Genomic DNA, 26,965 nt, shown 5'->3' with positions numbered 1-26,965 from the left:
CAGTACCTTGCGGGGCGCTGCCCCGTACCCCGCTCCTCAAACTCCCCCGGAGGCGCTGAAACCCAGCCCGTCCGGCGCTTGAGGACGGACACCCGGCCCGGGGAGCGCGTCGAGCAGAGCGTGATCGTCAGGGTGTCGGGGCCGTGCTCGCGTCGCGCGGGGTGCGGGGCGCTGCGGGGCGGCGGGCGTCGGCGCCCACCCGGTTCAGGTCGATGTCCCGGGTCTCCCGCATCGTCAGGTAGACGATCAGGGAGACCGCCGCGCAGCCCGCCACGTACCAGTAGTAGCCGGACTCCACGCCCGAGTTCTTGAACCAGAGCGCCACGTATTCCGCCGTCCCCCCGAACAGGGCGTTGGCGATGGCGTACGGCAGGGCGACGCCCAGCGCCCGTACCCCGGTCGGGAAGAGTTCCGCCTTCACGCAGGCGTTGATGGAGGTGTAGCCGGTGATGACGAGCAGTGCCAGCAGGGAGAGCCCCAACGCGGGCCAGAACGAACCGACGTGCTGGAGAAGCGTCATGATCGGGACGGTCAGGAAGGTCGAGCCGAGCGCGAAGGTGATCAGCAGTGGGCGGCGGCCGACGCGGTCGGAGAGGCTGCCGGCGAGCGGCTGGAGACAGGCGAAGACGATCAGCGCGCAGAACGAGACCAGGGTCGCGGTCTCCTTGTCCAGACCGGCCGAATTGGACAGGTACTTGGTGAGGTACGTGGTGTACGTGTAGTACGCGACCGTGCCGCCCATGGTCAGCGCGATGACCAGGAACGCCTCCCTCCGGTACACCCAGAGCGCCTTCAGGGTGCCCTTCTCGTCCTCGGGGGTGTCGCCGGCCGACTCGTCGTACACCTCCGTCTCCAGCATGTTGCGCCGCAGATAGAAGACGACGGCGGCGCCGAGCGCGCCGATGATGAACGGAATGCGCCAGCCCCAACTGTGCAGCGCGTCGTCGGACATCGTGCGCTGGAGCACGATCTGGAGTCCGAGACCTAGGATCTGGCCGACCGTCATGGAGACGTACTGGAAGCTGGAGGCGAGCCCCCGGTGCTCGGGTGCGGACGCCTCGGTGAGATAGGTGGCGCTGGCCGCGTACTCGCCGCCGACCGAGAGCCCCTGGAGTAGCCGGGCGATCAGCAGGACGACCGCGCCGCCGTAGCCGGCCACCCCGTACGTCGGCGCGACGGCGATCAGGACAGCTGACGCGGACATCAGGGTGACGGTGAGGGTCAGCGCGTACTTGCGACCCTTGCGGTCGGCGACCCGGCCCAGCAGCCAGCCGCCGACCGGGCGCATGAAGAAGCCGACGGCGAAGATGCCCGCCGTGTTCATGAGCTTGGCGGTGTCGTTCCCCTCGGGGAAGAACGCGCCCGCGAAGTAGGTGGCGAAGCTCGCGTACACGAACCAGTCAAACCATTCGACCATATTGCCGGCCGAACCGACCCAGATCTTCTTCCAGTGCTCTCGTCCCATGGGGGGCAACCGTGCCGGAGCGCTTCGGTCCGCGACAAGGCTCGCACCCGCAACGATCGGGAGTACTTGCGTGCCTTGCGTTCAGCGGACCCCCGGCCCGTGCGGTCGCGCGCCGGCGCACTCCCGCGGTACTGACGCGCGGGTCAGACCGTGCCGGTCAGATCCTTGGCGTACGCCTCGATCGCCGTACGGAACGGGCGTACGGTCGGGTCCGCGCTGGTCGCCGCCAGCAGTTCGAGCAGCAGTCGCACGGATTCGTCATGGCGGCCGGTGTTGAAGAGCGCCATCGCCAGGAACGCCCGCAGACCACCGTGGTCGGGGAAGTCCGCGACCCCGCGCCGCAGGGTCCGTTCGGCCTCCTCGTACCGGCCGAGCACCCGGTACGTACTCCCCAGGCCGAGCAGCGCCTCACAGCGGTCGTCCGCCGGCAGGCCGGGGGACGCGCCGTCGGCGAGGGCACGTTCGTAGTACGGGACGGCCGCCGCCTCCAGGCCGAGGACATCATGCGCCCACGCGGTCTGGTAGGCGATCCGGGCGTCGCCGGGCCACCGCGCGGCGAGCGCGACGAGCCGGGTGCGGGCCGCCTCGGCACCCTCGGGAGTGCCACGCTCCCGCAGTCGTACGGCATCGGCCAGCTCGCGGTCACGCTCGGACGCACTCATGCCCCCATCCTCACCGACGCGGGGACGGGCGGAGGACAGGGGCATGACTGGCGGGGGTCAGCCGAGTTCGTGCATCCAGCCGTGCTCGTCGGCCGCGGTGCCCCGCTGGATGTCCAGCAGTCCCTTGCGCAGGGTCAACGTCAGCTCGCCGGGCTGGCCGTCGCCGGTCTCCCACTCGCCGTTGGCCGACTTCACCAGACCGACCGGGGTGATCACGGCCGCCGTACCGCAGGCGAAGACCTCGGTGAGGGTGCCGTTCTCGCTGTCGCGCTTCCAGTCGGCGGTGGAGATCCTGCCCTCCTCGGCCTCGTAACCGAGGTCCTTGGCCAGCTTGAGCAGGGAATCACGGGTGATTCCGGCGAGGAGGGAGCCGGTCAGCCCGGGGGTGACGATGCGGTTTCCGTACACGAAGTACAGATTCATCCCGCCCATCTCCTCGACCCACTTGTGCTCCAGGGCGTCCAGCCAGACGACCTGGTCACAGCCCTTGTCGGCCGCTTCCGCCTGGGCGAGCAGCGACGCCGCGTAATTGCCGCCGGTCTTGGCGAAGCCCATGCCGCCGGGGACCGCGCGGACGTAGTTCTCCGAGAGCCAGACGGAGACCGGCTTGACGCCACCGGGGAAGTAGGAGGCGGCCGGGGAGGCGATCACGATGAAGAGGTACTCATTGGCCGGACGCACCCCCAGACCGACCTCGGTCGCGATCATGAACGGACGCAGATAGAGGGATGCCTCGCCGCCGTGCTCCGGAACCCACGCCTTGTCCTGGCGGACCAGGGCGTCGCACGCCTCGATGAACAGCTCGGTCGGCAGCTCGGGCATGGCGAGCCGGCGGGCCGAGATCTGGAAGCGCTCGGCGTTGGCGTCCGGGCGGAAGGTCGCGACCGAGCCGTCGGGGCGGCGGTACGCCTTCAGCCCCTCGAAGATCTCCTGCGCGTAGTGCAGCGTCATATTGGCCGGGTCGATCGACAGGGGCGCGTACGGGGTGAGCTGGGCCTCGTGCCAGCCGACACCCGCGGTCCACTTGATCGTCACCATGTGGTCGGTGAAGTGGCGGCCGAACCCGGGGTTGGCCAGGATCGCCTCCCGCTCCGCGTCGGACAGCGGGTGCGAGGAGGGCTTCAGCTCGATCGTGGGCGTCGTCATGAGTGCAATGTCCTTCACCGTTGGTTGTGACGGACCGCGCTCACGCCGCTACCCGCGTGCTAGGACGTCCGAGCATTCCCGTGCGCCACGGCCCGGTCCGATTATCGCTCGGACCGGACTGTGCGAGAAACAGGGCGGAAGGGGGTGAAAGCGGTCCCGGGTTGATGGTGGCACCCGGAGACCGCACAAGAGAAGCCGCCGGGTTGCGGAATGCGACCCGGCGGCTTGGTTCAATCGTCGGGTCAGCCGGCTACTCGTACCGCCAGCGCGTCGCCGATCTCCTCCGTCGTACGGAAGGTTCCGTCGCGGCCCGCGAGGTCGGCGGAGACGGCCTCCTCGATGCGGACGGCCTCGGCCTCGAAGCCGAGGTGCCGCAGGAGCAGGGCGACGGAGAGGATCGTGGCCGTCGGGTCGGCCTTGCCGGTGCCTGCGATATCGGGCGCCGAGCCGTGGACGGGCTCGAACATCGACGGGAAGGCGCCGGTCGGGTTGATGTTGCCGGAGGCCGCCAGGCCGATGCCACCGGTGACGGCAGCGGCGAGGTCGGTCAGGATGTCACCGAAGAGGTTGTCGGTGACGATGACGTCAAAGCGCTCCGGCTGGGTGACGAAGAAGATCGTCGCGGCGTCGACGTGCAGGTAGTCGGTGGCGACGTCGGGGTACTCCGCGCCGACCGTGTCGAAGATGTTCTTCCACAGGTGGCCCGCGTAGACGAGGACGTTGTTCTTGTGGACAAGCGTCAGCTTCTTGCGCGGGCGGGTGTTGGCCCGCTCGTACGCGTCCCGGACGACCCGCTCGACGCCGTACGCGGTGTTCAGGCTGACCTCGGTGGCGACCTCGGCGGGTGTGCCGGTGCGCAGCGAGCCGCCGTTGCCGGTGTACGGGCCTTCGGTGCCCTCGCGGACGACGACGAAGTCGATCTCGGGGCGGCCGGCCAGCGGAGTGGCGGTGTTCGGGAACAGCTTCGACGGACGCAGATTGACGTAGTGGTCGAAGGCGAAGCGGAGCTTGAGCAGCAGACCGCGTTCCAGTACACCGGAGGGTACGGACGGGTCGCCGATGGCGCCGAGCAGGATCGCGTCGTGGCCCTTGAGCGCGGCCAGTTCCGCGTCGGGGAGGGTCTCTCCGGTGCGGTGCCAACGCTGGGCGCCAAGGTCGTACTCCTTGGTCTCCAGCTTGACGTCCTGCGGGAGGACGGCGGTGAGGACCTTCAGGCCCTGGGCCACGACCTCTTGGCCGATGCCGTCACCGGGGATCACTGCGAGTTCGATGCTGCGAGACATGTCGGGCACCCTACTCTTCGTCCCAGCCCGTGACATGCGATGTCCAGGATATGGACCTTGGTGTTCCGGGTGGCCCGCTCCCCGGGGGTCCGGGCCCTTGACAGTGCGGCGCCCTCGGGCGAAGGGTCCGTCCTCAATCGCCGGACGGGCTCAGAAACCCAGCCCGTCTGGGGGTCCCCCGGACGAAGTCTGGGGGAGATTGAGGGCAAGGCTCAAGGCCGGAGGTGCCGGGCTCATATGTCGGCCGGGCGCGGCCGGGCCGGGAGGATCAGCGGCCCGAGGACCCACCGTTGTCGCGGCGGTCCAGCGCACGCTGTAGCGCCGCAGCCGCGTTCTTTCGGTCGGATTCGCTGGTGTGGCGAGCCGCGTGCCGGACTCGCCGTGCCGTCTCAACGGACATGGTGATCGACTCCTTGGAGATCGCGGGGATTTCAAAGGCGCCGGATGGGGCGGGGAGCGTGCCGCAGGGATTGCCTGCCAGAGGCACCGACTCCCGCCGCCCTTCGCTGGATCGAGCGATACGTTCGGCTGCCATCAAAACTAGATCAGCCGGGCCCCGCTGTCTCTACAAGTAGTCGGACTTCCTACTATCTGAGACGACAATCAAGGAATCCGCTGGTCAGAGCACGTCACCATCCCGCCAGTCAAAGCCGAGCGCGCCGGTCCCGGTCGGCTGGGCGCCCCAGACGAAGGTGGAGTCCTCCTCGTCCGGGAAGCGCTCCACCCCCTCAGGCCCCAGCCCCTCGATCCGGCCGGGCCACAGCCGCCACCCCCGCGACCGGTAGAGCGCAGCTCCCTCGTCGGAGGCGGAGAGCGCGCCGAAACCGTAGGCCCGCTCGATGATCTGCTCCAGCGCGTCCATCACCCGGCCGCCGAGCCCCTGCCGCTGACGGTCGGTCCGAACCGCGAGGGCCTCGACGTATCCGACACGGTGGAAACGTCCGCCGTGCCGCACCCGACGCATGATCACGCTCCCGTGGGCGACGAGATCGCCTTCGGCGTCGTACACCAGCGCGTGCATCCCGCCGAGGGCGTGATCCCAGTCCTCGTCGCCGAAGTCGCCGTCGAACGCGGCGTCCAGCAGGGCACGGATCTCGGTGAGCTGGGAGGGGGTCAATTGGGAGGTGTGGGCGAGACGCGGTGACTCATTCATATGCATGAGCCTCTCAGGCCCCATGGCTCACCCGTACTCATTAATCATCCGCGTACGCGGATGATGGTGGGAAACCGGCCACCGGACGACAGTGGGCCGCATGAGCGGGATCGTGGTGGCGGGCGAGGCGGTCGGGCAGGCGAGGCGGTCGGGCGGGCGATTCGCTGGGACGCCAACTTCACGGCGACGCTGGGGGCGGGCGGATTCGCCGTCGCCCTGGCAGTGATCGTGCCGGGTTGGTGCTGATCGTGCCGGGGTGGCGCCGACTCCGGTCCGGGTGGCCCGGCCGGGCCCGGGACGACGGCTAGAGAGTGTCGTCGAGGTCCGACGCCCGGGCCGCCCCCGCCTCGATTCCGTCGAGCACGAACTCCAGGCCCGCCGCGAAGTTGGCGTCCCAGTCGTCGTCCGTCAGATAGCCGTGCGCGGCGACGGTCGGGTAGTCGTCGCGCCTGTTCTCCAGGTACTCCTGGCCGGCTCGGGCGTCCTCGGCGGAGAGCCGCAGGCTCGACTGGGTGGACGTGGCCCCCATCACATGGTTGTAGAGCACCCAGGTCGCAGCGTTCAGCCGCCGCTCGGGCAGGCCGGTGCGGACCAGTGCCGACTGTAGGAACTCCATCCAGATCAGGAAGTTCGGCCCCATCAGCGGCCGTTGGCGCGACGGGAAGGCGGCCGTCCACGGGTGGCGCAGCATGACCGTGCGCCACCCGTCGAGAAGTTCCGTGATGTCGTCGCGGGGACGCCCGGTGTGGCGCGCCGGTACGGGCGTCTCGCCGAAGACGGCGTCCAGGGCGAGATCGATGACATCGTCCTTGGTCGCCACATGCCAGTAGAGCGTGGTCGCACCGGCCTGGAGCCGTTCGGCGAGCCGGCGCATGGTCAGCCGGTCCATGCCCTCCTCGTCCAGCAGGGCGACGGCCTCCGCCACGATGCGGTCCCGGGTGAGCGGCGGTTCCGCGCCTCTGCCACCACCGCGCGCGGGCCGGAGCCAGACATTGGCCGGGCTCGTGGCGCCGGCGCCCCCGGCCGTACTCCCGGCGCTCCCACTCGCACCGTCCACGCCCGCACCGTCCACGCCCGCACCGTCCACGCCCGCACCGCCCGCGCCCGCACCGCCCGCGCCCGCACCGCCCGCGCCCGCACCGCCCGCACTCCCGGCGGCCCGCGCCTTGCCGGCCGGGCCGTCCGTGTGTCGTTCTCCGCCCGCGATGACCGTCCACCTCCAGATGCGTGTGGCCGCCCCGGATTCGCGCACGTACCACGGGTCGGCCGCCTGTCGACGTCGAGTCTCGCACGGCCGCCCGAACGGTTGTCACCGAGCGCGAGGTGGCATAACCTCGCCGCCACTAGACCAACGTTCTAGTCTCTAGACCAACGTTCGAGTGCGAGAGGCGTCGCGTTCGGACGGCCGTCCGGAGACCCGGGAGTGACCCGAGATGAGAGAAGCGTGGTGAGCAATGGATCGTGATCAGGTGACGACCACCGTGGCCGACGGATTCGTGCCGGTCATCGACCTGTCGTACCGGCACAGCGCCAGCGGTCGCGTGGCCGTCGCGGACGCGATCGGCACGGCGTGCGCGCGTTCCGGATTCTTCGTCGTGGTGGGGCACGGCGTGCCGGAGCGGCTGATCGAGCGCATGTACGCGGTGACCGACGGATTCTTCACCCTGCCGGAGGACGAGAAGGACCTCGTCGCGAACCGTCCCGGCGTCTCCGGATTCCGGCGCCTGGGCGGGACGACCGCGCGCAGCCTCGGCCAGGAGACGCCACCGGATCTGTGCGAAGCCTTCGGCGCCCATGTGACGGGCGAGCTGAGCGCGGCGGAACGTGCGCGGCTCGGGGACGAGTGGGCGACCTGGACCCTGGCGAACGTCTGGCCGCGCACCCCCGCCGACTTCCAGGAGGTCTGGCAGGAGTACATGGCGGTCCTGGGAGAGCTGTCCGCCGACGTCATGCGCCTGTTCGCACTCGCGCTCGGCCTGGACGAGGAGTTCTTCGCCGACAAGTTCGACCGCCACGGATCGTCCCTCACCGCCAACTACTACTACCCGCAGCTCGCCCCTCCGCTCCCGGGCCAGCTACGGCGGGGCGCGCACACCGACTTCGGCGCCCTGACCGTCCTGCACCAACAGGACGGACGCGGCGGTCTCCAGGTGCTGCGGGGCGACGGCGAATGGCGCGAGGTCACGGCCGTCCCCGGTGGCTTCGTGGTCAACATCGGCGATCTGATGGCCCTGTGGACGGGTGGGCTCTGGGTGTCGACCATGCACCGGGTGGTCAACCCGGCGCGGGGGGACGCCTCGTCCCGGCTGTCCGTCCCGTTCTTCTATCTGCCCAACCACGACGCGTCGACGGAGCCCCTGCGACCGTTCGACACTCCGGACCCCGCCCGGCGGCCGGGCGGGGCCGTGACGGCGGGCGAGTGGATGTCGGACAAGCTCAGGAAGCTGTTCACCGGCACCTCCTGACGGGGATCGCCCCTCTCGCCGGACCGGCACTCCCTGACGCGGGACGGGCCCGGGTGCCGGGCTCGGACACGGGTCCGGCACCCGGGCCGGCGGTCGGTTCCGGGCGTCCCGGCGTCCCGGCATCCGGGCATCCGGGCATCCGGGCATGGAACCGCCCCCGCACCGGCGTGGGGGCAGGTACGGGGGCGGGCTCGGGGAGGGCGACCCGGAGGTCAGCCCATGTGCGGGTACGTGTAGTCGGTCGGGGCGACCAGCGTCTCCTTGATCGCGCGGGTCAGCGTCCAGCGCATCAGGTTCTGCGGCGCGCCGGCCTTGTCGTTGGTGCCCGAGGCCCGGCCGCCACCGAAGGGCTGCTGGCCGACGACGGCGCCGGTCGACTTGTCGTTGATGTAGAAGTTGCCCGCGGCGAACCGCAGCTTCTCCATCGTGTGCGCGGCGGCGGCGCGGTCATTGGCGATGACGGCGCCGGTCAGGGCGTACGCGGAGACCGACTCCATCTGCTCCAGCATGGCGTCGTACTGCTCGGGGGAGCTGTCGTCGTACACGTGGATCGCGAGGATCGGACCGAAGTACTCGGTCGTGAAGACCTCGTTCGCCGGGTCGGAGCACTCGATGACGGTCGGGCGGACGAAGTAGCCGACCGAGTCGTCGTAGGTGCCACCGGCGACGATCTCACAGGAGGCGTCGGCCCTGGCGCGGTCGATCGCGGCCTTGTTCTTGGCGAACGAACGGTCGTCGATGACGGCACCGATGAAGTTCGACAGATCGGTGACATCACCCATGGCGATGCCGTCGACCTCGGCCGCGAACTCCTCCTTGAAGCCGTCGTTCCAGATGGACGCCGGGATGTACGCACGCGAGGACGCGGAGCACTTCTGGCCCTGGAACTCGAAGGAACCGCGCGTCAGCGCGGTCTTCAGCACGGCGCGGTCGGCGCTGGGGTGCGCGACCACGAAGTCCTTGCCGCCCGTCTCACCGACGATGCGCGGGTAGGAGCGGTACTTCTCGATGTTGTTGCCGACCGTCTTCCACAGGTGCTGGAAGGTCTTGGTCGAACCGGTGAAGTGGATACCGGCCAGGTCGGGGTGGTTCAGCGCCACCTCGGAGACGGCGATGCCGTCACCGGTCACCAGGTTGATGACGCCCTTGGGCAGGCCCGCCTCCTCCAGCAGCTGCATCAGCAGCACGGCGGCGTGCGTCTGCGTCGGGGACGGCTTCCACACGACGACGTTGCCCATCAGGGCGGGGGCGGTGGGGAGGTTGCCCGCGATGGCGGTGAAGTTGAAGGGCGTGATCGCGTAGACGAAGCCCTCCAGCGGACGGTGGTCCAGTCGGTTCCACACGCCCGGGGAGTTGGCCGGGGGCTGCTCGGCCAGCAGGTCACGGGCGTAGGCGACATTGAACCGCCAGAAGTCGACCAGCTCGCACGGCGTGTCGATCTCGGCCTGCTGCGCGGTCTTGGACTGGCCCAGCATGGTGGAGGCGGCCAGCGTCTCGCGCCAGGGGCCGGCCAGCAGCTCGGCGGCGCGCAGGATGATCGCGGCGCGGTCGTCGAAGGCCATCGCGCGCCAGGCCGGGGCGGCGGCCAGCGCGGCGTCGACCGCGTCCTGGGCGTCCTGCTCCGTGGCGCCGGCGAAGGTGCCGAGGACGGCGGAGTGGTTGTGCGGCTGGACGACGTCGACCCGCTCGCCACCACCCATGCGCCGTACGCCACCGATGGTCATCGGCAGCTCGATCGGGTTCTCGGCCAGCTCCTTGAGCTTGACTTCGAGGCGGGCACGCTCGGGGGAACCGGGGGCGTAGCCGTGCACCGGCTCGTTGACCGGCGCGGGAACCTTGGTCACAGCGTCCATGGGTGCCGAATCTCCTTAATCAGTAGGTCAGTTGGGGGGTTCAGCCGCGGCTGACCAGCGAACGCAGGAAGAACGCCAGGTTGGCGGGGCGCTCCGCGAGGCGGCGCATGAAGTACCCGTACCAATCCGTGCCGTACGCGATGTAGACCCGCATCCGGTGGCCCTCGGCGGCGAGCCGGAACTGCTCGCCCTCCCGGATGCCGTACAGCATCTGGAACTCGTAGTCCTCCAGCTTGCGGCCGGCCTGACGGGCGAGCTCCTGGCTGATGGAGATGATCCGCGGGTCGTGGGACCCGATCATCGGGTAGCCCTCGCCCTCCATCAGGATCTTCAGGCAGCGGATGTACGCCTTGTCGACCTCGGCCTTGTCCTGGATGGCGACGGAGGCGGGCTCCTTATAGGCGCCCTTCACCAGCCGGACCCGCGAGCCCGCGTCGGCGAGCGCCCGGCAGTCGTCCTCGGTGCGGAAGAGGTACGACTGGACGACGGCGCCGGTCCCCGGGAAGCGCTCACGCAGGTCGGCGTGGATCGCCAGCGTCGAGTCGACGGTGGTGTGGTCCTCCATGTCGAGGGTGACCGTGGTGCCGATCTCGGCGGCGGCCTCGACGACGGGGGTGACGTTCCGCAGGGCCAGGTCATGGCCACCGGCGAGCGCCTGCCCGAAGGAGGAGAGCTTGACCGACATCTCCGCGCGCTCCCCGAGGCCGAGCGGCTTGAGCGCCTCGATCAGCTCCAGGTAGGCGTCCCGGGCGCGCAGCGCCTCGGCGGGGTCGGTGATGTCCTCGCCGAGGACGTCGAGGGTGACCTCCAGGCCGCGGGCGACGGTCTCCTGGACGACGGGAACCGTCTCCCGGACCGACTCGCCGGCGATGAAACGGTTCACCACGGGCTTGGTGACCGGGGCGGCCGAAACGATTCGGCGCATCTTGTCGCTGCGCGACGCGGCGAGGATCACGGGACCCAGCACAGGGACCTCCACGGAGAGAACGGGCAGAACCGGGCCGGAAACATCGGGTGACGGATCCGGAACGGCACGAAGAACCACCGTGAAATCTAAGGATCGCTCCGATCCTCAGCCATCGACAGCTGTCACGCATCCGTGGCCGGGATCTCAGACAGATGTCTGAGAAGCGTGCCAGAATGTCCGGATGAAGGGCGATTACCAGGAACTGGTCGATGAGATCTCGGCCCTGCTCGCGGTCCCGGCGACGCTGGAGAACCGCGATTTCGGCCTCATCGCCTTCGGCGCCCACGACAGCGACGACGACAGCGCGATGGACCCGGTCAGGACCCGGTCGATCCTCACGAGGAAGTCCACCCCGGCGGTGCGCGCCTGGTTCGAGGGCTTCGGCATCGCCCGGGCGACCGGCCCGGTCCGGATCCCGGCCGCGCCGGACGCCGGGGTGTTCCGGGACCGGATCTGTCTGCCCGTACGCCACCGGGGCATCGTCCTCGGCTATGTCTGGCTCCTGGACACCAGCCCCGGCCCGACCGAGGAGCGGCTGGCGGCGGCGATGGAGGTGGCGGCCCGGATCGGCACCCTGCTCGCGGACGAGGAGCGGGCGGGCTCGGACCTGTCCCGGGAGTTCCGCGCGGTGCTCACGGCGGAGCGCGGCTGGCAGTACGACATGGCGGTGGCCGCGCTCCGTACCGCCCTGGGCGGCGACGAGCGGGGCGCGGAGGGGCCCCATGCGGTGGTCTGTGTGAGCCCGTGGCCGACGGACGATCCACCGTCGGCGCGCTCCCTGCCGGGGGCGGCGGCGGTCTGCACCGTACCGGGCGCGCCCGGCGATCCCTCCGACGGCGCCCGGGGTGCGGAGGCGGGCCGATACACGAGTACGCGTACGGGCGCGGGTACGGGTACGGGTACGGGGCGCGACCGGGTGGGCGCGGCGCGGGCGACCGGCTCCGGGGCCGGCTCCGGCTCCGGCTCCGACCCCGGCATCGACCCCGGGGCAGGGCCGACCGCCCCGGCGCGGAGCCGCCAGACCGCGGGGGTCGCCGGCCGGCCCGACCCGGCGCGCCCCGCCCCCTCGGCACTGACTCCGTACACCCTGGCCGTCCTCGTCCGGCTCCGGGCGGTCGACAACCCCTCCCCCGCCCTCGCCACCGCCGAACGCCTGCTCACCTTGGCGGGCGCCACCGCGACGGCGGGCATGGCCGCTCCCCGGCACGGTCTGGGTGCACTGGACGCCGCCTGGCGGGAGGCGACCGCCGCCGCGCGGACCGCGCGGGCCCGGCCCGATGCCGGCCCGGTCGCGCGCTGGTCGGACATCGGCCCGTACCGGATGCTGACAGCGCTGCCCACGGGCCTGGGCCACGATCCCGCGGTCAGCACCCTGCTGGACCGCGCCCACGCCGAATTGGCCCGGACGGCCGAGGTCTTCCTGGATTGCGCGGGGCAGGCGAGCCGGACCGCTTCGGCGCTCGGCATCCACCGGCAGACGCTCTACTACCGCCTCTCCCGGATCGAACAGCTCACCGGGCTCGATCTCGCGGAGGGCGAGGACCGCCTGCTGCTGCACATGGCACTGAAGGCGGCCCGGCTCTGAACCCCGGGCCGGGGGCCCTCGGGGGCGCGGGGATACCCCGGGGCCGGGCACGGAATCCCTGAGGTTGGGCGCGATAACCCCGGGACCGGGCACGGAAACCCCGGGACCGGGCGCCGGAGCGCGATAGTCGAGCGTGCCGCCCCCGTGGCCGAGCACCGGAGCGCCACGGCCGTCGACGGAAGCCCGGTCACCGGTCGCACGAGCGCCACGGTCGATGACGGGCGGGAGCCCGGAAGCCCGGTGGCGGGCGGGAGCCCGGAAGCCCGGTGGCCAGTCGCGCGAGTGCCACGGCCGAGCACCGGAGTGCCGTGGCCGATCGCGCCCACCAACGACGAGCACGGGCGGCACGAACTCACCATGCCTGGTCACCCGATCGCGGGAACGTTACGGCCGGTCCTCCAGCACCGTCCGCAACCCCTCCGTCAGATCCTGCGCCGTGGGCGCCGTCTCCGGGTCCATCAGCCACTGGATCATCACGCCGACCATCAGCGCCTGGTAGAACTGGCCCGCCACCCGCGCCTTCTCCGGGTCGTCCGTCGTGTCGAACTCGCCGAAGATCTCCGCGAGACTCGCCCGCCCCTCGGCCTGCGTCCCCCTGATCGCCTCGCGCAGCGTCGCATCGTCGTCCAGCCGGGAGACGACCTCCAACTGGAGCTTCCAGACGGAACGACTGGCGTCGAAGGTGGAGATGACCTGCTCCCAGGTCTTCTGGAAGCGCTCCATCCCGTCCTTCGGCAGTTCCTCCCCACCCCGCCCCCCGGGGCCGACCGCCTCCCCCCATTCCCCGGTCACTTCGAGGAACGCCTGCTGGAGCAGGGCCTCCTTGGAGCCGTAGTGGTAGCCGATGGAGGCGAGGTTGGCGCCGGAGGCGGCGACGATGTCACGCGCCGTCGTGCGGGCGTACCCCTTCTCCAGCAGGCAGCGCTTCGCGCCTTCGAGCAAATCCTCACGATGTCCCATGTCAGCAGCGTACCGCCGAGTAGACACCCGTCCTATACGGTCGTTTTACACAGTCGTACTAGACATACGTTTAAGACGCTTGTACATTTCCCGTATGACACCTCCGCCGAACCCCACCGGCCCGCGTGCCGGTCGCCGGGAATGGGCCGCCTTCGCCGTCCTCCTGCTGCCCCTCCTCCTGGTCTCGATGGACGTCTCCGTCCTCTACTTCGCCATCCCGGCCATCACCCAGGACCTGGACCCGAGCAGCACCCAGCAGCTCTGGATCTTCGACATCTACGCCTTCGCCCTCGCGGGGCTGCTGATCACCATGGGCTCGCTCGGCGACCGCATCGGCCGCCGCAGGCTGCTGCTGATCGGTGCGGTCGCGTTCGGCCTCGCCTCCGTCCTGGCGGCCTACGCGCAGAGCGCCGAGGCGCTCATCGTCGCCCGCGTCCTGCTCGGCCTCGGCGGAGCCACCCTGATGCCCTCGACCCTGGCACTGGTGCGCAACATCTTCCGGAACGACCAGCAGCGCACCCAGGCGATCGGCATCTGGTCAGGCGCGATGGCGGGCGGGGTCGCGCTCGGCTCCGTGATGGGCGGTGTGCTGCTCGAACACTTCTGGTGGGGCTCGGTCTTCCTCGTCAACGTGCCCGCGATGGTGCTGCTGTTGATCCTCGCCCCGCTGCTGGTGCCGGAGTTCAAGGACCCCGCGCCGGGCCGGTTCGACCTGCTCAGCGTGCCGCTCTCGATGGGTGCCGTACTGCCGGTGGTGTACGGGCTCAAGGAGATCGCCGTCGAGGGCCTCACCCTCACCACGACCCTCTGCGTCGCCGTCGGCCTCGCCGTCGGAGCGCTCTTCGTCCGCCGCCAGCGCACCCGCCCCGACGCCATGATCAGCCGGGACCTCTTCGCCCACCGCGTCTTCGGCTCCGGGATCGCGCTGCTGACCGTCGCAGCCTTCGCGATGATGGGTTCGGCCTACTTCACCACCCAGTACCTTCAGTCGGTGCTCGGCATGAGCAGCCTGGAAGCCGCGCTGTGGAGCCTCGTCCCCTCCCTGGCCATCGGTGTCTCCGCGCCGGCAGCCGCCACCCTCGCCCAGCGGTACGACCGCCGCCATGTGATCGCCGGGGGCTTTCTGACCGGCGCCGCCGGATTCGCGGTGCTCGCCCTCAGCTCCACGGACTCCCTGGTGGTGCTGCTCATCGGGACCGCCGTCATCGGCTGTGGTGTGGTCACCGTGATCGCGCTGGTCAACGACATGGCGCTGGCCTCGGCACCGCCGCACAAGGCCGGTTCGGCCGCCTCGCTGCTGGAGACCGGCCAGGAGTTCGGCGGCGCGCTGGGCATGGCGATCCTGGGCTCCATCGGTACGGCGGTCTACCGCGACGATCTCGCCGGGTCGGCGCCCCAGGGTCTCCCGGATGGCGCGCTGCACTCCGTCCGGGAGACCCTCGGCGGCGCCACGGCGGTGGCCGACGGGCTGCCGGGGCCGCTCGGCGACGCGGTGCTGACCGCCGCCCGTGAAGCCTTCGTCAGCGGGATGCGGCTCGCGGCCGTCTGCACCGGGGTGCTGTTGATCGCGGCGGCGGTCCTGGCCGCCACCCTGCTGCGGCGGCGGGCGGCCCACCGGGCCGGAAAGCCCGTGCGCCCCTTGGTCGGCGCGCGCTGAACGCGACGGGTGAGGGCCCGGTCCGCCTCGCGTCGTCGAGGCGGACCGGGCCCTCACCCGTACCCGTATATCCGTACTACCGGCCGACCCGTCAGTCCGTCAGCCCGTCATGGACCAGGGACAGTGGTCAGCCGGTTCGCCTGCCGGCCGGTCAGTCGATCTGTCGGCCGGTCAGCAGGCCGGTCAGTCGGTCAGATTCACCGAGCGGGCCGACGTCGCGCCGATCTCCTCCGCGATCTCCGCGACCACCGTCGGCGGCACGGTGTCGTCCACCGTCAGCACGACCAGCGCCTCGCCGCCCTCGTGGGCGCGGGAGACCTGCATCCCCGCGATGTTCAGCCCGGCCTCACCGAGGATCCGGCCGACCGTGCCGACGACACCGGGGCGGTCGTCGTAGCGGAGGACGAGCATGTGGTCGGCGAGGGCCAGGTCCACATCGTGCTCACCGATGGCGACGATCTTCTGCAGATTCTTCGGACCGGCCAGCGTGCCGGAGACCGAGACCTCCTCGCCACCGGAGAGCGTGCCGCGCACGGTGACGACATTGCGGTGGTCCGGCGACTCCGAACTCGTCGTCAGCCGCACCTCGACACCGCGCTCCTGAGCGAAGAGCGGGGCGTTGACGTAGGACACGGTCTCGTCGACGACATCCTCGAACACGCCCTTGAGCGCGGAGAGTTCGAGCACCTTCACGTCGTGCTGGGTGATCTCGCCGTAGACCTCGACATCGAGGCGGACCGCGACCTCACCCGCGAGCGCGGTGAAGATCCGGCCGAGGCGCTCGGCGAGCGGCAGCCCGGGCTTGACGTCCTGGGCGATCACACCGCCCTGGACGTTGACCGCGTCCGGCACCAATTCGCCGGCGAGGGCCAGCCGTACGGAACGGGCGACGGCGATACCGGCCTTCTCCTGCGCCTCGTCGGTCGACGCGCCGAGGTGCGGCGTACAGACGACCTGGTCGAACTGGAAGAGCGGGGAGTCGACGCACGGCTCCTTCGCGTACACGTCCAGACCGGCGCCGGCGACCCGGCCCTCCTTCAGCGCCGAGGCGAGCGCCTCCTCGTCCACGATCCCGCCGCGCGCGGCGTTGACGATCCGGACGGTCGGCTTGACCTTGTGCAGGGCCTCGTCACCGATCAGCCCGAGGGTCTCGGGCGTCTTGGGCAGGTGCACGGTGATGAAGTCGGAGACCTCCAGCAGCTCGTCCAGCGAGAGCAGCTTGACGCCCATCTGCGCGGCGCGCGCGGGCTGTACGTAGGGGTCGAACGCGACGATCTTCATCCCGAACGCGGACATCCGCTGGGCCACCAGCACACCGATCCGGCCGAGGCCGACGACGCCGAGGGTCTTCTCGCTCAGCTCGACACCGGTGTACTTGGAACGCTTCCACTCGCCGTTCTTCAGTGCGGTGTTCGCCTGCGGGATGTTGCGCGCGGTGGCCACCAGCAGGCCACAGGCCAGCTCGGCGGCGGTGACGATGTTGGAGGTCGGGGCGTTGACGACCATCACGCCGGCCTTGGTGGCGGCGGAGACATCGACATTGTCCAGACCGACGCCGGCGCGGGCGACGACCCGCAGCTTGCGCGCGGCGGCGATGGCCTCGGCGTCGACCTTGGTGGCGGAGCGGACGAGGATGGCGTCCACGTCGGCGATGGCCGGGAGCAGCTCCGCGCGGTCCGCGCCGTTGCAGTGGCGGATCTCGAAATCGGGGCCGAGCGCGTCCACAGTGGCGGGCGACAGCTCTTCAGCGATGAGTACGACAGGTTTCGAGCTCACGTGAGTCCTCACAGGTCCAGTGCGGACGGCCGTCCCGACGGCCGCAGGCGGTGGAGGGGCTAGCCGCGTGGAAGACGCACGACACTGTGGGCCTGACGCGTAGGTATTGGTGAGAAGTGTAGTGGTGCCCCGGGAGGTGTCTTACGCCTCCGAGGCAGGATCACCCGTCCGTGGCTGGACAGAGTGGAAGAGCACCTGAACGAGCCACGGTGGCCGATACGGCGAAGGGCTTCCCGGCGTCGCGGTACCGCGTTCTCCGGCGCCGAGGCACCGGGCTTCCCGGCGCCGTGGAGCCGGGTCTTCGGGCGCCGTGGAGCCGGGCTCCCCGGTACGCGGCCACGCGGCCACGCGGCCGGTGGCCGGTGGCCGATACGGCGAAGGGCCGGGACATCGTCGTCCCGGCCCTCGCCCACGGCTCACGCGTCGTCGTTGTCGACCCAGCTCATGAGCTTGCGCAGCTCCTTGCCCGTGGTCTCCAGCAGGTGGTCCTCGTCCTGCTTCTTGTACTCGTTGTACTTCTTCAGACCGCCGTGGTACTCGTCCATCCAGTTACGGGCGAAGGTGCCGTCCTGGATCTCGGCGAGGACCTTGCGCATCTCGACCTTGGTCTGGTCGGTGATGATGCGGGGGCCGGTGACGTAGTCGCCCCACTCGGCGGTCTCGGAGACCGACCAGCGCATCTTCTCCAGGCCGCCCTCGTACATCAGGTCCACGATCAGCTTCAGCTCGTGGAGGCACTCGAAGTACGCGATCTCCGGCTGGTAGCCGGCCTCGACCAGGGTCTCGAAGCCCGCCTTGACCAGCGCCGAGGCACCGCCGCAGAGCACGGCCTGCTCGCCGAAGAGGTCGGTCTCGGTCTCCTCGGTGAAGGTCGTCTTGATGACGCCGGCGCGGGTGCCGCCGATGGCCTTGGCGTACGACAGGGCCAGCTCGAAGCCCTTGCCGGTGGCGTCCTGCTCGACGGCCGCGATACAGGGGACGCCGCGCCCCTCCTCGTACTGACGGCGCACCAGGTGGCCCGGGCCCTTGGGCGCGACCATGGCGACGTCGACACCGGCCGGGGGCTTGATGAAGCCGAAGCGGATGTTGAGGCCGTGGCCGAAGAACAGCGCGTCGCCGTCCTTCAGGTTCGGGGCGATGGACTCCTCGTAGACCTGGCCCTGGATCGGGTCCGGGACCAGGATCATGATGACGTCGGCCCAGGCGGACGCCTCGGCGGGCGTGACGACGGTCAGGCCCTGCTCCTCGGCCTTCGTCTTGGACTTGGAGCCCTCGTGCAGACCGACCTTGACGTCGACACCCGAGTCACGGAGCGACAGCGCGTGGGCGTGGCCCTGGCTGCCGTAGCCGATGACCGCGACCTTGCGGTTCTGGATGATGGACAGGTCAGCGTCGTCGTCGTAGAACAGCTCGGCCACTGGGATTCTCCTTGGTGTGCAGGTGTGCGTCCCACCGTACGGCGGGGAGGAAGGGAAAGGATTTCGGGTCTCGCGATACGGGCGCCCCGGCGCGGGACCCGTCGGCGACAAGGGTTCGCCGGCGATACGGGTTCGGGGGCCGCGGTGCTAGGCGCTGCGGTCGAGGGCCCGCAGGGACCGGTCGGTGATGGACCGGGAGCCACGCCCTATGGCGATGGTGCCGGACTGGACCAGTTCCTTGATGCCGAACTGCTCCAGCATCTTCAGCATCGCGTCCAGCTTGTCGCTCGAACCGGTGGCCTCGATGGTGACCGCCTCGGGCGAGACGTCCACGGTCTTGGCGCGGAAGAGCTGGACGATCTCCACGACCTGGGAGCGGGTCTCGCTGTCCGCGCGGACCTTGACCAGGACCAGTTCGCGCTGGACGGCCGCCCCCGGCTCCAGCTCGACGATCTTCAGTACGTTGACCAGCTTGTTGAGCTGCTTGGTCACCTGCTCCAGCGGCAGCGACTCGACACTGACCACGATGGTGATCCGGGAGATGTCGGGGTGCTCGGTGACACCGACGGCGAGCGAGTCGATGTTGAAACCGCGCCGGGAGAACAGGGCGGCGATCCGGGCGAGGATGCCGGGCGTGTTCTCGACCAGAACGGAGAGCGTGTGCTTGGACATGGGGTGGGTCTCTCGTCTCTCTGCTCGGTCAGTCGTCTTCGTTGTCGCCGAAGTCGGGGCGGACGCCCCGGGCCGCCAGGACCTCGTCGTTGGAGGTGCCGGCGGCGACCATGGGCCAGACCATGGCGTCCTCGTGGACGATGAAGTCGATCACGACGGGACGGTCGTTGACGGCGTTGGCCTCGGCGATCACCCGGTCGAGATCGTCCGGGGACTCACAGCGCAGCGCGTAGCAGCCCATGGCCTCCGACAGCTTGACGAAGTCGGGGACCCGGGTGCCGGCGCTGGGCTCCAGGCCGGTGGCGTCGGGGCCGGAGTGGAGCACGGTGTTGGAGTAGCGCTGGTTGTAGAACAGGGTCTGCCACTGGCGGACCATGCCGAGGGCGCCGTTGTTGATGATGGCGACCTTGATCGGGATGTTGTTGAGGGCGCAGGTGGTGAGTTCCTGATTGGTCATCTGGAAGCAGCCGTCGCCGTCGATCGCCCAGACGGTACGGTCCGGGGCGCCGGCCTTCGCCCCCATGGCGGCGGGCACCGCGTACCCCATCGTTCCGGCGCCGCCGGAGTTCAGCCAGGTGGCGGGCTGCTCGTACTCGATGAAGTGGGCGGCCCACATCTGGTGCTGACCGACGCCGGCCGCGTAGATGGTGTCCTCCGGGGCCAGTTGACCGATCCGCTGGATGACCTGCTGCGGGGACAGGCTGCCGTCACCGGGCTGGTCGTAGCCGAGCGGGTAGGTGTCCCGCCAGCGGTTCAGATCCTTCCACCAGAGGCTGTAGTCACCGGTGTGGCCGTCGCTGTGCTCGGCCTGGACCGCCTGGACCAGATCGGCGATGACCTCGCGGGCATCGCCGACGATCGGCACGTCGGCGGTGCGGTTCTTACCGATCTCGGCGGGGTCGATATCGGCGTGGACGATCTTCGCGTACGGGGCGAAGCTGTCCAGCTTGCCGGTGACGCGGTCATCGAAACGGGCTCCGAGGGCGACGATCAGGTCGGCCTTCTGAAGAGCGGTGACGGCGGTGACCGCACCGTGCATGCCCGGCATTCCGACGTGCAGCGGGTGGCTGTCGGGGAATGCGCCCAGCGCCATCAGGGTGGTGGTGACGGGGGCTCCGGTGAGTTCCGCGAGAACCTTCAGTTCGGCGGTGGCGTGCGCCTTGATCACTCCGCCACCGACGTAGAGGACCGGACGCCTGGCCTGGACGATCAGCTTGGCGGCCTCACGGATCTGCTTGGCGTGCGGCTTGGTGACCGGGCGGTAGCCGGGCAGATCGTGGGAGGGCGGCCAGCTGAAGGTGGTCCGCGCCTGGAGGGCGTCCTTGGCGATGTCGACGAGGACGGGTCCCGGGCGGCCGGTAGAGGCGATGTGGAACGCCTGCGCGATGGTCCGGGGGATGTCCTCGGCCTTGGTGACCAGGAAGTTGTGCTTGGTGATCGGCATGGTGATGCCGACGATGTCCGCCTCCTGGAAGGCGTCGGTGCCGATCGCCTTGGAGGCGACCTGGCCGGTGATCGCGACCAGCGGGACGGAGTCCATGTGCGCGTCGGCGATCGGGGTGACCAGGTTGGTGGCGCCGGGGCCCGAGGTGGCCATGCAGACCCCGACCTTGCCGGTGGCCTGCGCGTAACCGGTCGCCGCGTGGCCGGCGCCCTGCTCGTGCCGGACCAGGATGTGGCGCACCCGGGTGGAGTCCATCATCGGGTCGTACGCGGGGAGGATGGCCCCGCCGGGGATGCCGAAGACGGTGTCGGCGCCCACTTCCTCAAGAGAGCGGATGAGCGACTGCGCACCCGTGACGTGCTCGACTGGGGCGGTCGGAACTCCGCCGTTACGGGCCCGCGGCTGCGGATGGTGGGCCCCGGTGGCCTGCTCGGTCATCGGCATTCTCTTCTCGAAGCTGAGGGTTTTGCGACGGTTTCTTCGCTGAGGTACCGGTGTTTCAACGCCGTTCTCACGCCGAACCACTGGTGTCGGTGCAACAAAAAACCCCTCGTGCCGTGAGGCAAGCGAGGGGAGCGCGTCGGGAGGGGTCTGCGGGGACTGGATCAGTCCCCGCTCAGCCGACGCGCTTTCCAAGTACGAGAATTCGGGTGCGCATGGCATTGACCCTCCCCCTGACGCACGGTGACTGTCAAGCGGGTGGGATACGCGTCTCACTATTTGAGCCACCGTGACCGCCCAACGGACCACCGGTCAGCACCGGCAGGGCCACCCCGCCGGGCACCGGGAGATCGTCCCGGACCAGGGCCCGCCGCAGCCGGTACTCGTCCAGCGCGCCGGAGAAGGCCAGCCCCTGGCCGTGCGTACACCCCATGGCGCGCAGGGCGAGCACCTGCTCGGGCAGGTCGACGCCGTCGGCCACGGACTGGAGGCCGAGATCGCAGGCGATCCGGAGCAGCCCGCTGGTGATCTTGTGCAGCCGGGCGGACTCGACGATGCCCTCGACCAGGCCCCGGTCCAGCTTCAGCACGTCCACCGGCAGCCTGCGCAGGGCCGTGATGGTGGCGTAACCGCTGCCGAAGCCGTCCAGGGCGATCCGTACCCCCACTCTGCGCAGCGCGACGAGCCGCTGCTCCAGATCGTCCAGCGAGATCCGCGGATCGCTGTCGGCCAGCTCGATGACGAGCGCGCCGGACGGCAGGCCGTGGCGGTTGAAGACGGCCTCCACGGAACCGAGCGGCAGCGACCGGTCGAGCAGTCGCCGGGCCGGGAGGCGGACCGTGACGGGCACCGAATGGCCGAGCCTGCCGCGCTCGGCGGCCTGGGCCACCGCCTCCTCCAACAGCCAGCGGCCCAGCTCGGCGGTGCGGTCGGTGCGGTCGCCGTCGTCGGAGACCCGGAGGAACTCGGCCGGGGTGAAGAGGATGCCCTGGGTGGAGCGCCAGCGCGCCTGCGCCTCGACGGCGTCGATCCGGCCGGTGGTGAGGCTCACCACCGGCTGGTGGAGCAGCGCGAACTCGCCCTCGTGCAGTGCGCTGCGCAGCCGGGCGGCCAGCTCGGTGCGGCGGACCACCTCGGCCTGCATCTGCGGGACGTACAGCTCGACCCGGTCCTTGCCCCCGGCCTTGGCCCGGTACATGGCGAGATCGGCGTTCCGCATCAGATCGGTGGGGGTGATGCCGGGCTGGGCGAAGGCCACCCCGATGGAGGCGGCCACCCGGACGTCGTTGCCGTCGATCCGGTACGGCTGGGAGAGGGTCAGCCGCAGCCGGTCGGCGATCTCGGTGACCTGGCCCTCCCGGGCGGCCGGATCGCGGGTGCCGTCACCGAGGATGAGGGCCGCGAACTCGTCACCGCCGAGCCGGGCCGCGGTATCACCGGACCGTACGGATTCGGCCAGCCTGCGGGCCGCCTGGATCAGCAGCTCGTCGCCCGCCTGATGGCCGAGCCGGTCATTGACGCCCTTGAAGCCGTCGAGGTCGATGAAGAGCACGGCGGTGCCCGGGTCGCCGGAGCGGCGGCCGGTCAGGGCCTGCCGGACCCGCTCGGTGAAGAGGGCACGGTTGGGCAGATCGGTGAGGGTGTCGTGTTCGGCGCTGTGCTGGAGCTGGGCCTGGAGGCGGACCCGTTCGGTGACATCGCGACTGTTGAAGATCAGCCCGCCCTGGTGGCGGTTGACCGTGGACTCCACATTGAGCCAGTCGCCGGCGCCCGATTTGAAGCGGCACTCGATCCGGGTGGTCGGCTCGTCCGCCGGAGGGGCGGCCAGAAATCGCCGTACCTCATGGACGACCCGGCCGAGATCCTGGGGATGGATGAGCGAGGCCAGCTCGGAGCCCACCAATTCCTCCGCGTCCCGCCCGTAGACACCGGACGCGGCGGGGCTCACGTACCGCAGCACACCACTGGGTGCGGCGATCATGATCACATCGCTGGAACCCTGGACGAGCGAGCGGAAGTGGTTCTCCTTCTGCGCCAGCTCATGGGTGAGCGCGATGTTGTCGACCAGCATGATGCCCTGCCGGACCACCAGGGCGAGCACGACGGTGCAGCCGGTGAGGACGACGACGCGATCGACCGTACGGCCGTCGACCACGTTGTAGAGAATGCCGAGGGTGCAGACGGCGGCGGCGAGGTACGGGGTGAGGGCGGCCAGCGAGCCCGCGGCGGGACGGGCTCCTTGGAACGCGTGGGACGCCTGGGGCTGGCCGCGCGGCGGCCTGGCGACCGACTCCATCGAACGGCGCGCACCCCACGGCGCGTAGGCGAGCAGCAGCGAACCGGCGAACCAGCCCGCGTCGAGCAACTGCCCCGAGCGGTAGTTCTCCCGCAGCAGGGGCGAGGTGAAGAGCGCGTCGCACAGGACGGTCATGGCGAGCGCGGCGATGGCGGTGTTGATGGCGGAGCGATTGGTGGCCGAGCGCCGGAAGTGGAGCGCGAGCACCATGCTGACCAGCACGATGTCGAGCAGTGGATAGGCGAGGGAGAGCGCCGCCGGGGCCACGCTCTCGCCCTGGACCCGGGTGGTGTGGGCGAGTGCGAGGCTCCACGAGAGGGTCAGCAGGGAGCCGCCGATCAGCCAGGCGTCGAGGCCGAGGCAGACCCAGCCGGCCCGGGTGACGGGACGTTTCGCGAGAACCAGCAGACCGATGATGGCCGGCGGTGCGAAGCAGAGGAAGAAGAGATCGGCGATGGAGAGGCTCGGCACCTCGCGGTCGAGCACCACCTCGTACCAGCCCCAGACGGCGTTGCCGGCGGAGGCCATGAACGAGGAGAGGGCGAACAGCAGCCAGGCGGGGCGCAGCCGGGGCGGACTGGTCCGGGCATAGAGGAAACAGGAGACGGCGGCGACCAGGGCCCCGGCGCTGAGGCCGAAATCGCCCATGATCAGCGACAGCTCGCGGGAGCCCCAGCCGAGGGCCGCGCCCACGCCGTAACCGGCGCAGACGACGGCCAGGAGGAGTTGGCAGAGCAGTCCCGCGCCGGTGGGGGCTGACTGACGGGCGATCAGCGCGCCCGGGGCGCTCACCGGTCCGCTCCTGACAACTCGGCCACCGTCGCGACGGCCGCGGCGGATGGCGTACGAGGGGCACGAGGGGCGGCGGGCAGGGTCGGGGTGGCTGGGGTGGCCGTCGGGTCGGCCGCCGCGACGAGGGCGGCGGACGGCGCCGGGGTGCTCGCCGTGCGGGTGCTCGCCTGCGGGGTGGCGGTCGCGGCCGGTGCCTGCGAGGTGGCGGTGGCGGCCGGTGCCTGCGAGGTGGCTGGAGTGGCTGGAGTGGCTGTGACGGCCGGTGTGCTCGGGGCGGCCGGTGACTCCGGGGCGACCGCAGCCGGGCCGGTGAGCTGACTGGTCGCCGGAGTGGCGGGAAGTGCCCTGGTCACGGGCGCATCAGGCGGCGTGACGGTCTCGCCGTGGAGCGTCCGGGGCGTGGCCACGGCGGAGTTCGCGCGGCAGAGCGTCATCGTCGCACCGAGGCCGCGCTTCGGGGCGTACGAGGGTCGTCGTCGACGTCCCCGCCGTGTCGGATCTTTGGTCCATTGGCCGTGCATGCCCGTCGCCCCCCTCGAAGTCTGATCGGCAGTCAGGTCGCGTTCAGCGCACCGCCCCACACCCGGTGCAGCCCCCAGGTCGGGACGATACACCAGGATCGTCACTCAGGGACATAGCCCCTCTACTCTCCGTGACCACCATTCGTCATGGCGGCACGCGGAGCGATGGGATGACTTCGCAGAGTTTCCGCTTGTGACGGAAGGCCGCGCCCCCGCCGCCGGCCACGGTGTGTGACGGCGGGGGCGGATGGTCCGACCGCGCTATTCGATAGTGCGTACGACGTTGAGGAGCGGCTCCCCCGCCACGAACCGGGTGAGCTGTCCGGCGAGCAGCCTCTTGGCGCGCGGCATGAACGCGGATGTGGAACCGCCGACATGGGGGCTGATGAGTACACCGGGGGCGTGCCACAGCGGATGCCCCGGGGGCAGCGGCTCCGGGTCGGTGACATCGAGGGCAGCGGTGAGCCGACCGCTCTCCACTTCCGCGAGGAGCGCCTTGGTGTCGACGACGGGGCCCCGGGCGACATTCACCAGCAAAGCACCGTCCTTCATCCGCGCCAGGAAACTGGCGTTGACCAGGCCCTTTGTCGCCTCGGTGAGCGGCGTGGAGAGGATCACCACATCGACGTCCGGGAGCAGTGTCGACAGCTCGGAGATCGCGTGCACCTGGCCGCGCGCCGTAGTGCGCGCGGAGCGCGCGACGCGCACGATCCGCGCGCACTCGAACGGTACGAGCCGGTCCTCGATGGCCGCCCCGATCGAGCCGTATCCGACGATGAGGACCGACTTGTCGGCGAGCGCCGGATAGAAACCGGCCCGCCACTCCTCCGCGTCCTGACCCCGTGTGAAGCCGGGGAGGCCGCGCAGCGAGGCGAGGATGAGGGCCAGGGTGAGTTCCGCGGTGGACGCCTCGTGGACACCCTTGGCATTGCAGAGGCGTACGCCGGAGTGTAGTGAGCCAAGGCCCGGTTCGACATGGTCGATGCCTGCGGAGAGTGTCTGAACGACGCGCACGGACGTCATCGCGGCCATCGGCCGCACCGCGGCCTCGACGCCCTTCATGTAGGGAACGGTGTAGAAGACGCAGTCGGCCGGATCGGCGGGGTACTCGGGGCCGCCGTCCCAGAAGCGGTAGTCGAGACCCGTGTCGGCGGGCGCGGGGATCCCGTCGATCTCGTCGGCCGGTATCGGGAGCCAGATGTCTGAAGCCATGGTCAGGAGGCTAATCGCCATGAGGCCGCGGGGAGGAGGACGGCGCGCATTGGTTAGTTTGGGGGCGGCTGAAGGAGGGATACGGGCAGTTGGAGCGCAGGACTATCGGTGCGTCGGCTCTGGAGGTGGGTGCGGTCGGGCTCGGCTGTATGCCGATGAGCTGGGCGTACACGGCCTCCCAGCGGCGTGGGGACCGATCGCTGCGCACCGTGCACGCCGCGCTGGATTCGGGCTCCACGCTGCTGGACACGGCCGATATGTACGGGCCCTTCACCAATGAACTGCTGCTCGGCCGGGTGCTGAAGGAGCGGCGCGGGGACGCCTTCGTATCGACCAAGGTGGGCCTGCTCGTCGGTGATCAGCATGTGGTCGCCAAGGGGCGCCCCGGCTATGTGAAACGCGCGTGCGACGCTTCGCTGCGCCGGCTGGGGATCGATGTGATCGACCTCTACCAGTTGCACCGCGCCGATCCGGAGGTACCGGTCGAGGAGACCTGGGGCGCGATGGCGGAGCTGGTGGGGGCCGGGAAGGTACGGGCGCTGGGGATGTGCGCGGTGGGCGCGCAGTCGGTGGGAGCGCGCGGTGCGCGGTGGTCCCGCGCCCACCGCCATGAGGGAACGATCCGGCAACTGGAGCGGATCCAGCAGGTCTTCCCGGTGAGCGCCGTCCAGGCGGAGCTGTCCGTGTGGGCGCCGGAGGCGCTGGAGCTGCTGCTCCCCTGGTGCGAGGCGCGCGGGGTGGGGTTCCTGGCCGCGATGCCGCTCGGGAACGGCTTCCTCACCGGCACGCTCACGCCCGGCCAGGGGTTCGAACCGGATGATGCGAGGGCGCGGCATCCGCGCTTCACGGCGGAGATGATGGCGGCGAACCAGCCGGTGGTGGCGGGGCTACGGCGGATAGCGGCACGTCATGGGCCGGGGACGACGCCGGCGCAGGTGGCGCTGGCGTGGGTGCTGACGCGGGGGCGGCAGGTGGTGGCGGTGCCGGGGACCAAGCGGGTGGAGTGGGCGGTGGAGAACGCGGCGGCGGCGGGGCTGGGGCTGACGGCCCGGGACCGGGCGGAGATAGCGAGGCTGCCGGAGGCGCAAGGGTCGTAGACGGGGTTCGGGGAGTCGGCGTGAGTTCGGGCGCCTGGGGGTCTGGGCGCCTGGGGGTCTGGGCGCCTGGGGGTTCGGTGATCCGGGGTGTGTTTGGGGC

The 26,965-nt window shown here is 70.4% G+C and carries 20 protein-coding genes; 4 read left to right on the top strand and 16 right to left on the bottom strand.

What is annotated here, in order from left to right; genetic code table 11:
- Window positions 1–127 precede the first annotated feature (127 nt).
- The 6 genes from ACH4S7_RS18275 to ACH4S7_RS18250 all read right to left on the bottom strand — a co-directional run bounded on the left by ACH4S7_RS18275 (window position 128) and on the right by ACH4S7_RS18250 (window position 6,961).
- Window positions 128–1,465 carry an MFS transporter gene (locus ACH4S7_RS18275; protein ID WP_398522221.1) on the bottom strand — a complete coding sequence of 446 codons (1,338 nt, stop codon included), beginning with the start codon at window positions 1,463–1,465 and terminating at the stop codon, window positions 128–130.
- A 143-nt stretch (window positions 1,466–1,608) separates the two neighbouring features.
- On the bottom strand, window positions 1,609–2,127 hold the full coding sequence (locus tag ACH4S7_RS18270) for a tetratricopeptide repeat protein (RefSeq protein ID WP_398522220.1): 519 nt from the start codon (window positions 2,125–2,127) through the stop codon (window positions 1,609–1,611).
- Window positions 2,128–2,184: 57 nt separating this feature from the next.
- Window positions 2,185–3,273 (bottom strand): branched-chain amino acid aminotransferase, encoded by a 1,089-nt coding sequence (locus ACH4S7_RS18265; RefSeq protein ID WP_398522219.1) that lies wholly within the window; start codon window positions 3,271–3,273, stop codon window positions 2,185–2,187.
- A gap of 242 nt (window positions 3,274–3,515) precedes the next feature.
- Window positions 3,516–4,556: a 3-isopropylmalate dehydrogenase gene (locus ACH4S7_RS18260; RefSeq protein ID WP_398522218.1), complete on the bottom strand. Its 1,041-nt coding sequence runs from the start codon at window positions 4,554–4,556 to the stop codon at window positions 3,516–3,518.
- Window positions 4,557–5,175: 619 nt separating this feature from the next.
- Window positions 5,176–5,733 carry a GNAT family N-acetyltransferase gene (locus tag ACH4S7_RS18255; RefSeq protein ID WP_398522217.1) on the bottom strand — a complete coding sequence of 186 codons (558 nt, stop codon included), beginning with the start codon at window positions 5,731–5,733 and terminating at the stop codon, window positions 5,176–5,178.
- 280 nt (window positions 5,734–6,013) lie between these two features.
- Window positions 6,014–6,961, bottom strand: a complete 948-nt coding sequence (locus ACH4S7_RS18250; protein WP_398522216.1) for a TetR/AcrR family transcriptional regulator — start codon at window positions 6,959–6,961, stop codon at window positions 6,014–6,016.
- A 217-nt stretch (window positions 6,962–7,178) separates the two neighbouring features.
- Between ACH4S7_RS18250 and ACH4S7_RS18245 the strand changes: the two genes are divergently transcribed.
- A complete protein-coding gene (locus ACH4S7_RS18245) occupies window positions 7,179–8,174 on the top strand; it encodes an isopenicillin N synthase family dioxygenase (RefSeq protein WP_398522215.1) in 996 nt (331 codons plus the stop codon).
- A 212-nt stretch (window positions 8,175–8,386) separates the two neighbouring features.
- Here ACH4S7_RS18245 and pruA read toward each other — a convergent pair whose 3' ends face one another.
- On the bottom strand, window positions 8,387–10,027 hold the full coding sequence (gene pruA, locus ACH4S7_RS18240; RefSeq protein WP_398522214.1) for an L-glutamate gamma-semialdehyde dehydrogenase: 1,641 nt from the start codon (window positions 10,025–10,027) through the stop codon (window positions 8,387–8,389).
- A 40-nt stretch (window positions 10,028–10,067) separates the two neighbouring features.
- On the bottom strand, window positions 10,068–10,994 hold the full coding sequence (locus tag ACH4S7_RS18235) for a proline dehydrogenase family protein (RefSeq protein ID WP_398522213.1): 927 nt from the start codon (window positions 10,992–10,994) through the stop codon (window positions 10,068–10,070).
- 181 nt (window positions 10,995–11,175) lie between these two features.
- Here ACH4S7_RS18235 and ACH4S7_RS18230 point away from each other — a divergent pair, with 181 nt between their 5' ends.
- Window positions 11,176–12,579, top strand: coding sequence for a helix-turn-helix domain-containing protein (locus ACH4S7_RS18230; protein WP_398522212.1), 1,404 nt, complete (start codon window positions 11,176–11,178; stop codon window positions 12,577–12,579).
- Between the two features lie 384 nt (window positions 12,580–12,963).
- Here ACH4S7_RS18230 and ACH4S7_RS18225 read toward each other — a convergent pair whose 3' ends face one another.
- Window positions 12,964–13,539: a TetR/AcrR family transcriptional regulator gene (locus ACH4S7_RS18225; protein WP_398522211.1), complete on the bottom strand. Its 576-nt coding sequence runs from the start codon at window positions 13,537–13,539 to the stop codon at window positions 12,964–12,966.
- 94 nt (window positions 13,540–13,633) lie between these two features.
- Here ACH4S7_RS18225 and ACH4S7_RS18220 point away from each other — a divergent pair, with 94 nt between their 5' ends.
- Window positions 13,634–15,196 (top strand): MFS transporter, encoded by a 1,563-nt coding sequence (locus ACH4S7_RS18220; RefSeq protein ID WP_398522210.1) that lies wholly within the window; start codon window positions 13,634–13,636, stop codon window positions 15,194–15,196.
- A gap of 183 nt (window positions 15,197–15,379) precedes the next feature.
- Here ACH4S7_RS18220 and serA read toward each other — a convergent pair whose 3' ends face one another.
- The 7 genes from serA to ACH4S7_RS18185 all read right to left on the bottom strand — a co-directional run bounded on the left by serA (window position 15,380) and on the right by ACH4S7_RS18185 (window position 25,768).
- Window positions 15,380–16,972 carry a phosphoglycerate dehydrogenase gene (gene serA, locus ACH4S7_RS18215; protein WP_398522209.1) on the bottom strand — a complete coding sequence of 531 codons (1,593 nt, stop codon included), beginning with the start codon at window positions 16,970–16,972 and terminating at the stop codon, window positions 15,380–15,382.
- 416 nt (window positions 16,973–17,388) lie between these two features.
- Entirely contained in the window at window positions 17,389–18,390 is a 1,002-nt protein-coding gene (gene ilvC, locus ACH4S7_RS18210; RefSeq protein ID WP_398522208.1) for a ketol-acid reductoisomerase, read from the bottom strand.
- A gap of 147 nt (window positions 18,391–18,537) precedes the next feature.
- The gene (gene ilvN, locus ACH4S7_RS18205) at window positions 18,538–19,062 is read right to left on the bottom strand and encodes an acetolactate synthase small subunit (protein WP_398522207.1); all 525 of its coding nucleotides are present in this window, start codon (window positions 19,060–19,062) and stop codon (window positions 18,538–18,540) included.
- Window positions 19,063–19,090: 28 nt separating this feature from the next.
- Window positions 19,091–20,950, bottom strand: a complete 1,860-nt coding sequence (locus ACH4S7_RS18200; RefSeq protein ID WP_398522206.1) for an acetolactate synthase large subunit — start codon at window positions 20,948–20,950, stop codon at window positions 19,091–19,093.
- A 247-nt stretch (window positions 20,951–21,197) separates the two neighbouring features.
- Window positions 21,198–24,035 (bottom strand): putative bifunctional diguanylate cyclase/phosphodiesterase, encoded by a 2,838-nt coding sequence (locus tag ACH4S7_RS18195; RefSeq protein ID WP_398522205.1) that lies wholly within the window; start codon window positions 24,033–24,035, stop codon window positions 21,198–21,200.
- Complete coding sequence (locus tag ACH4S7_RS18190) at window positions 24,032–24,388, bottom strand: hypothetical protein (RefSeq protein ID WP_398522204.1); 357 nt, start codon at window positions 24,386–24,388, stop codon at window positions 24,032–24,034. The genes ACH4S7_RS18195 and ACH4S7_RS18190 overlap by 4 nt, the downstream gene beginning before the upstream one ends.
- Window positions 24,389–24,817: 429 nt before the next feature.
- On the bottom strand, window positions 24,818–25,768 hold the full coding sequence (locus ACH4S7_RS18185; protein ID WP_398522203.1) for a 2-hydroxyacid dehydrogenase: 951 nt from the start codon (window positions 25,766–25,768) through the stop codon (window positions 24,818–24,820).
- A gap of 89 nt (window positions 25,769–25,857) precedes the next feature.
- Here ACH4S7_RS18185 and ACH4S7_RS18180 point away from each other — a divergent pair, with 89 nt between their 5' ends.
- Window positions 25,858–26,865 carry an aldo/keto reductase gene (locus tag ACH4S7_RS18180; RefSeq protein WP_398522202.1) on the top strand — a complete coding sequence of 336 codons (1,008 nt, stop codon included), beginning with the start codon at window positions 25,858–25,860 and terminating at the stop codon, window positions 26,863–26,865.
- The last annotated feature ends 100 nt before the right edge of the window (window positions 26,866–26,965 follow it).

This window comes from Streptomyces sp. NPDC020965 (assembly GCF_044333555.1).
Lineage (GTDB): Bacteria > Actinomycetota > Actinomycetes > Streptomycetales > Streptomycetaceae > Streptomyces.
Note: the sequence above shows the minus strand (reverse complement) of the source record. Positions and strands in the feature narration are given on the sequence as shown.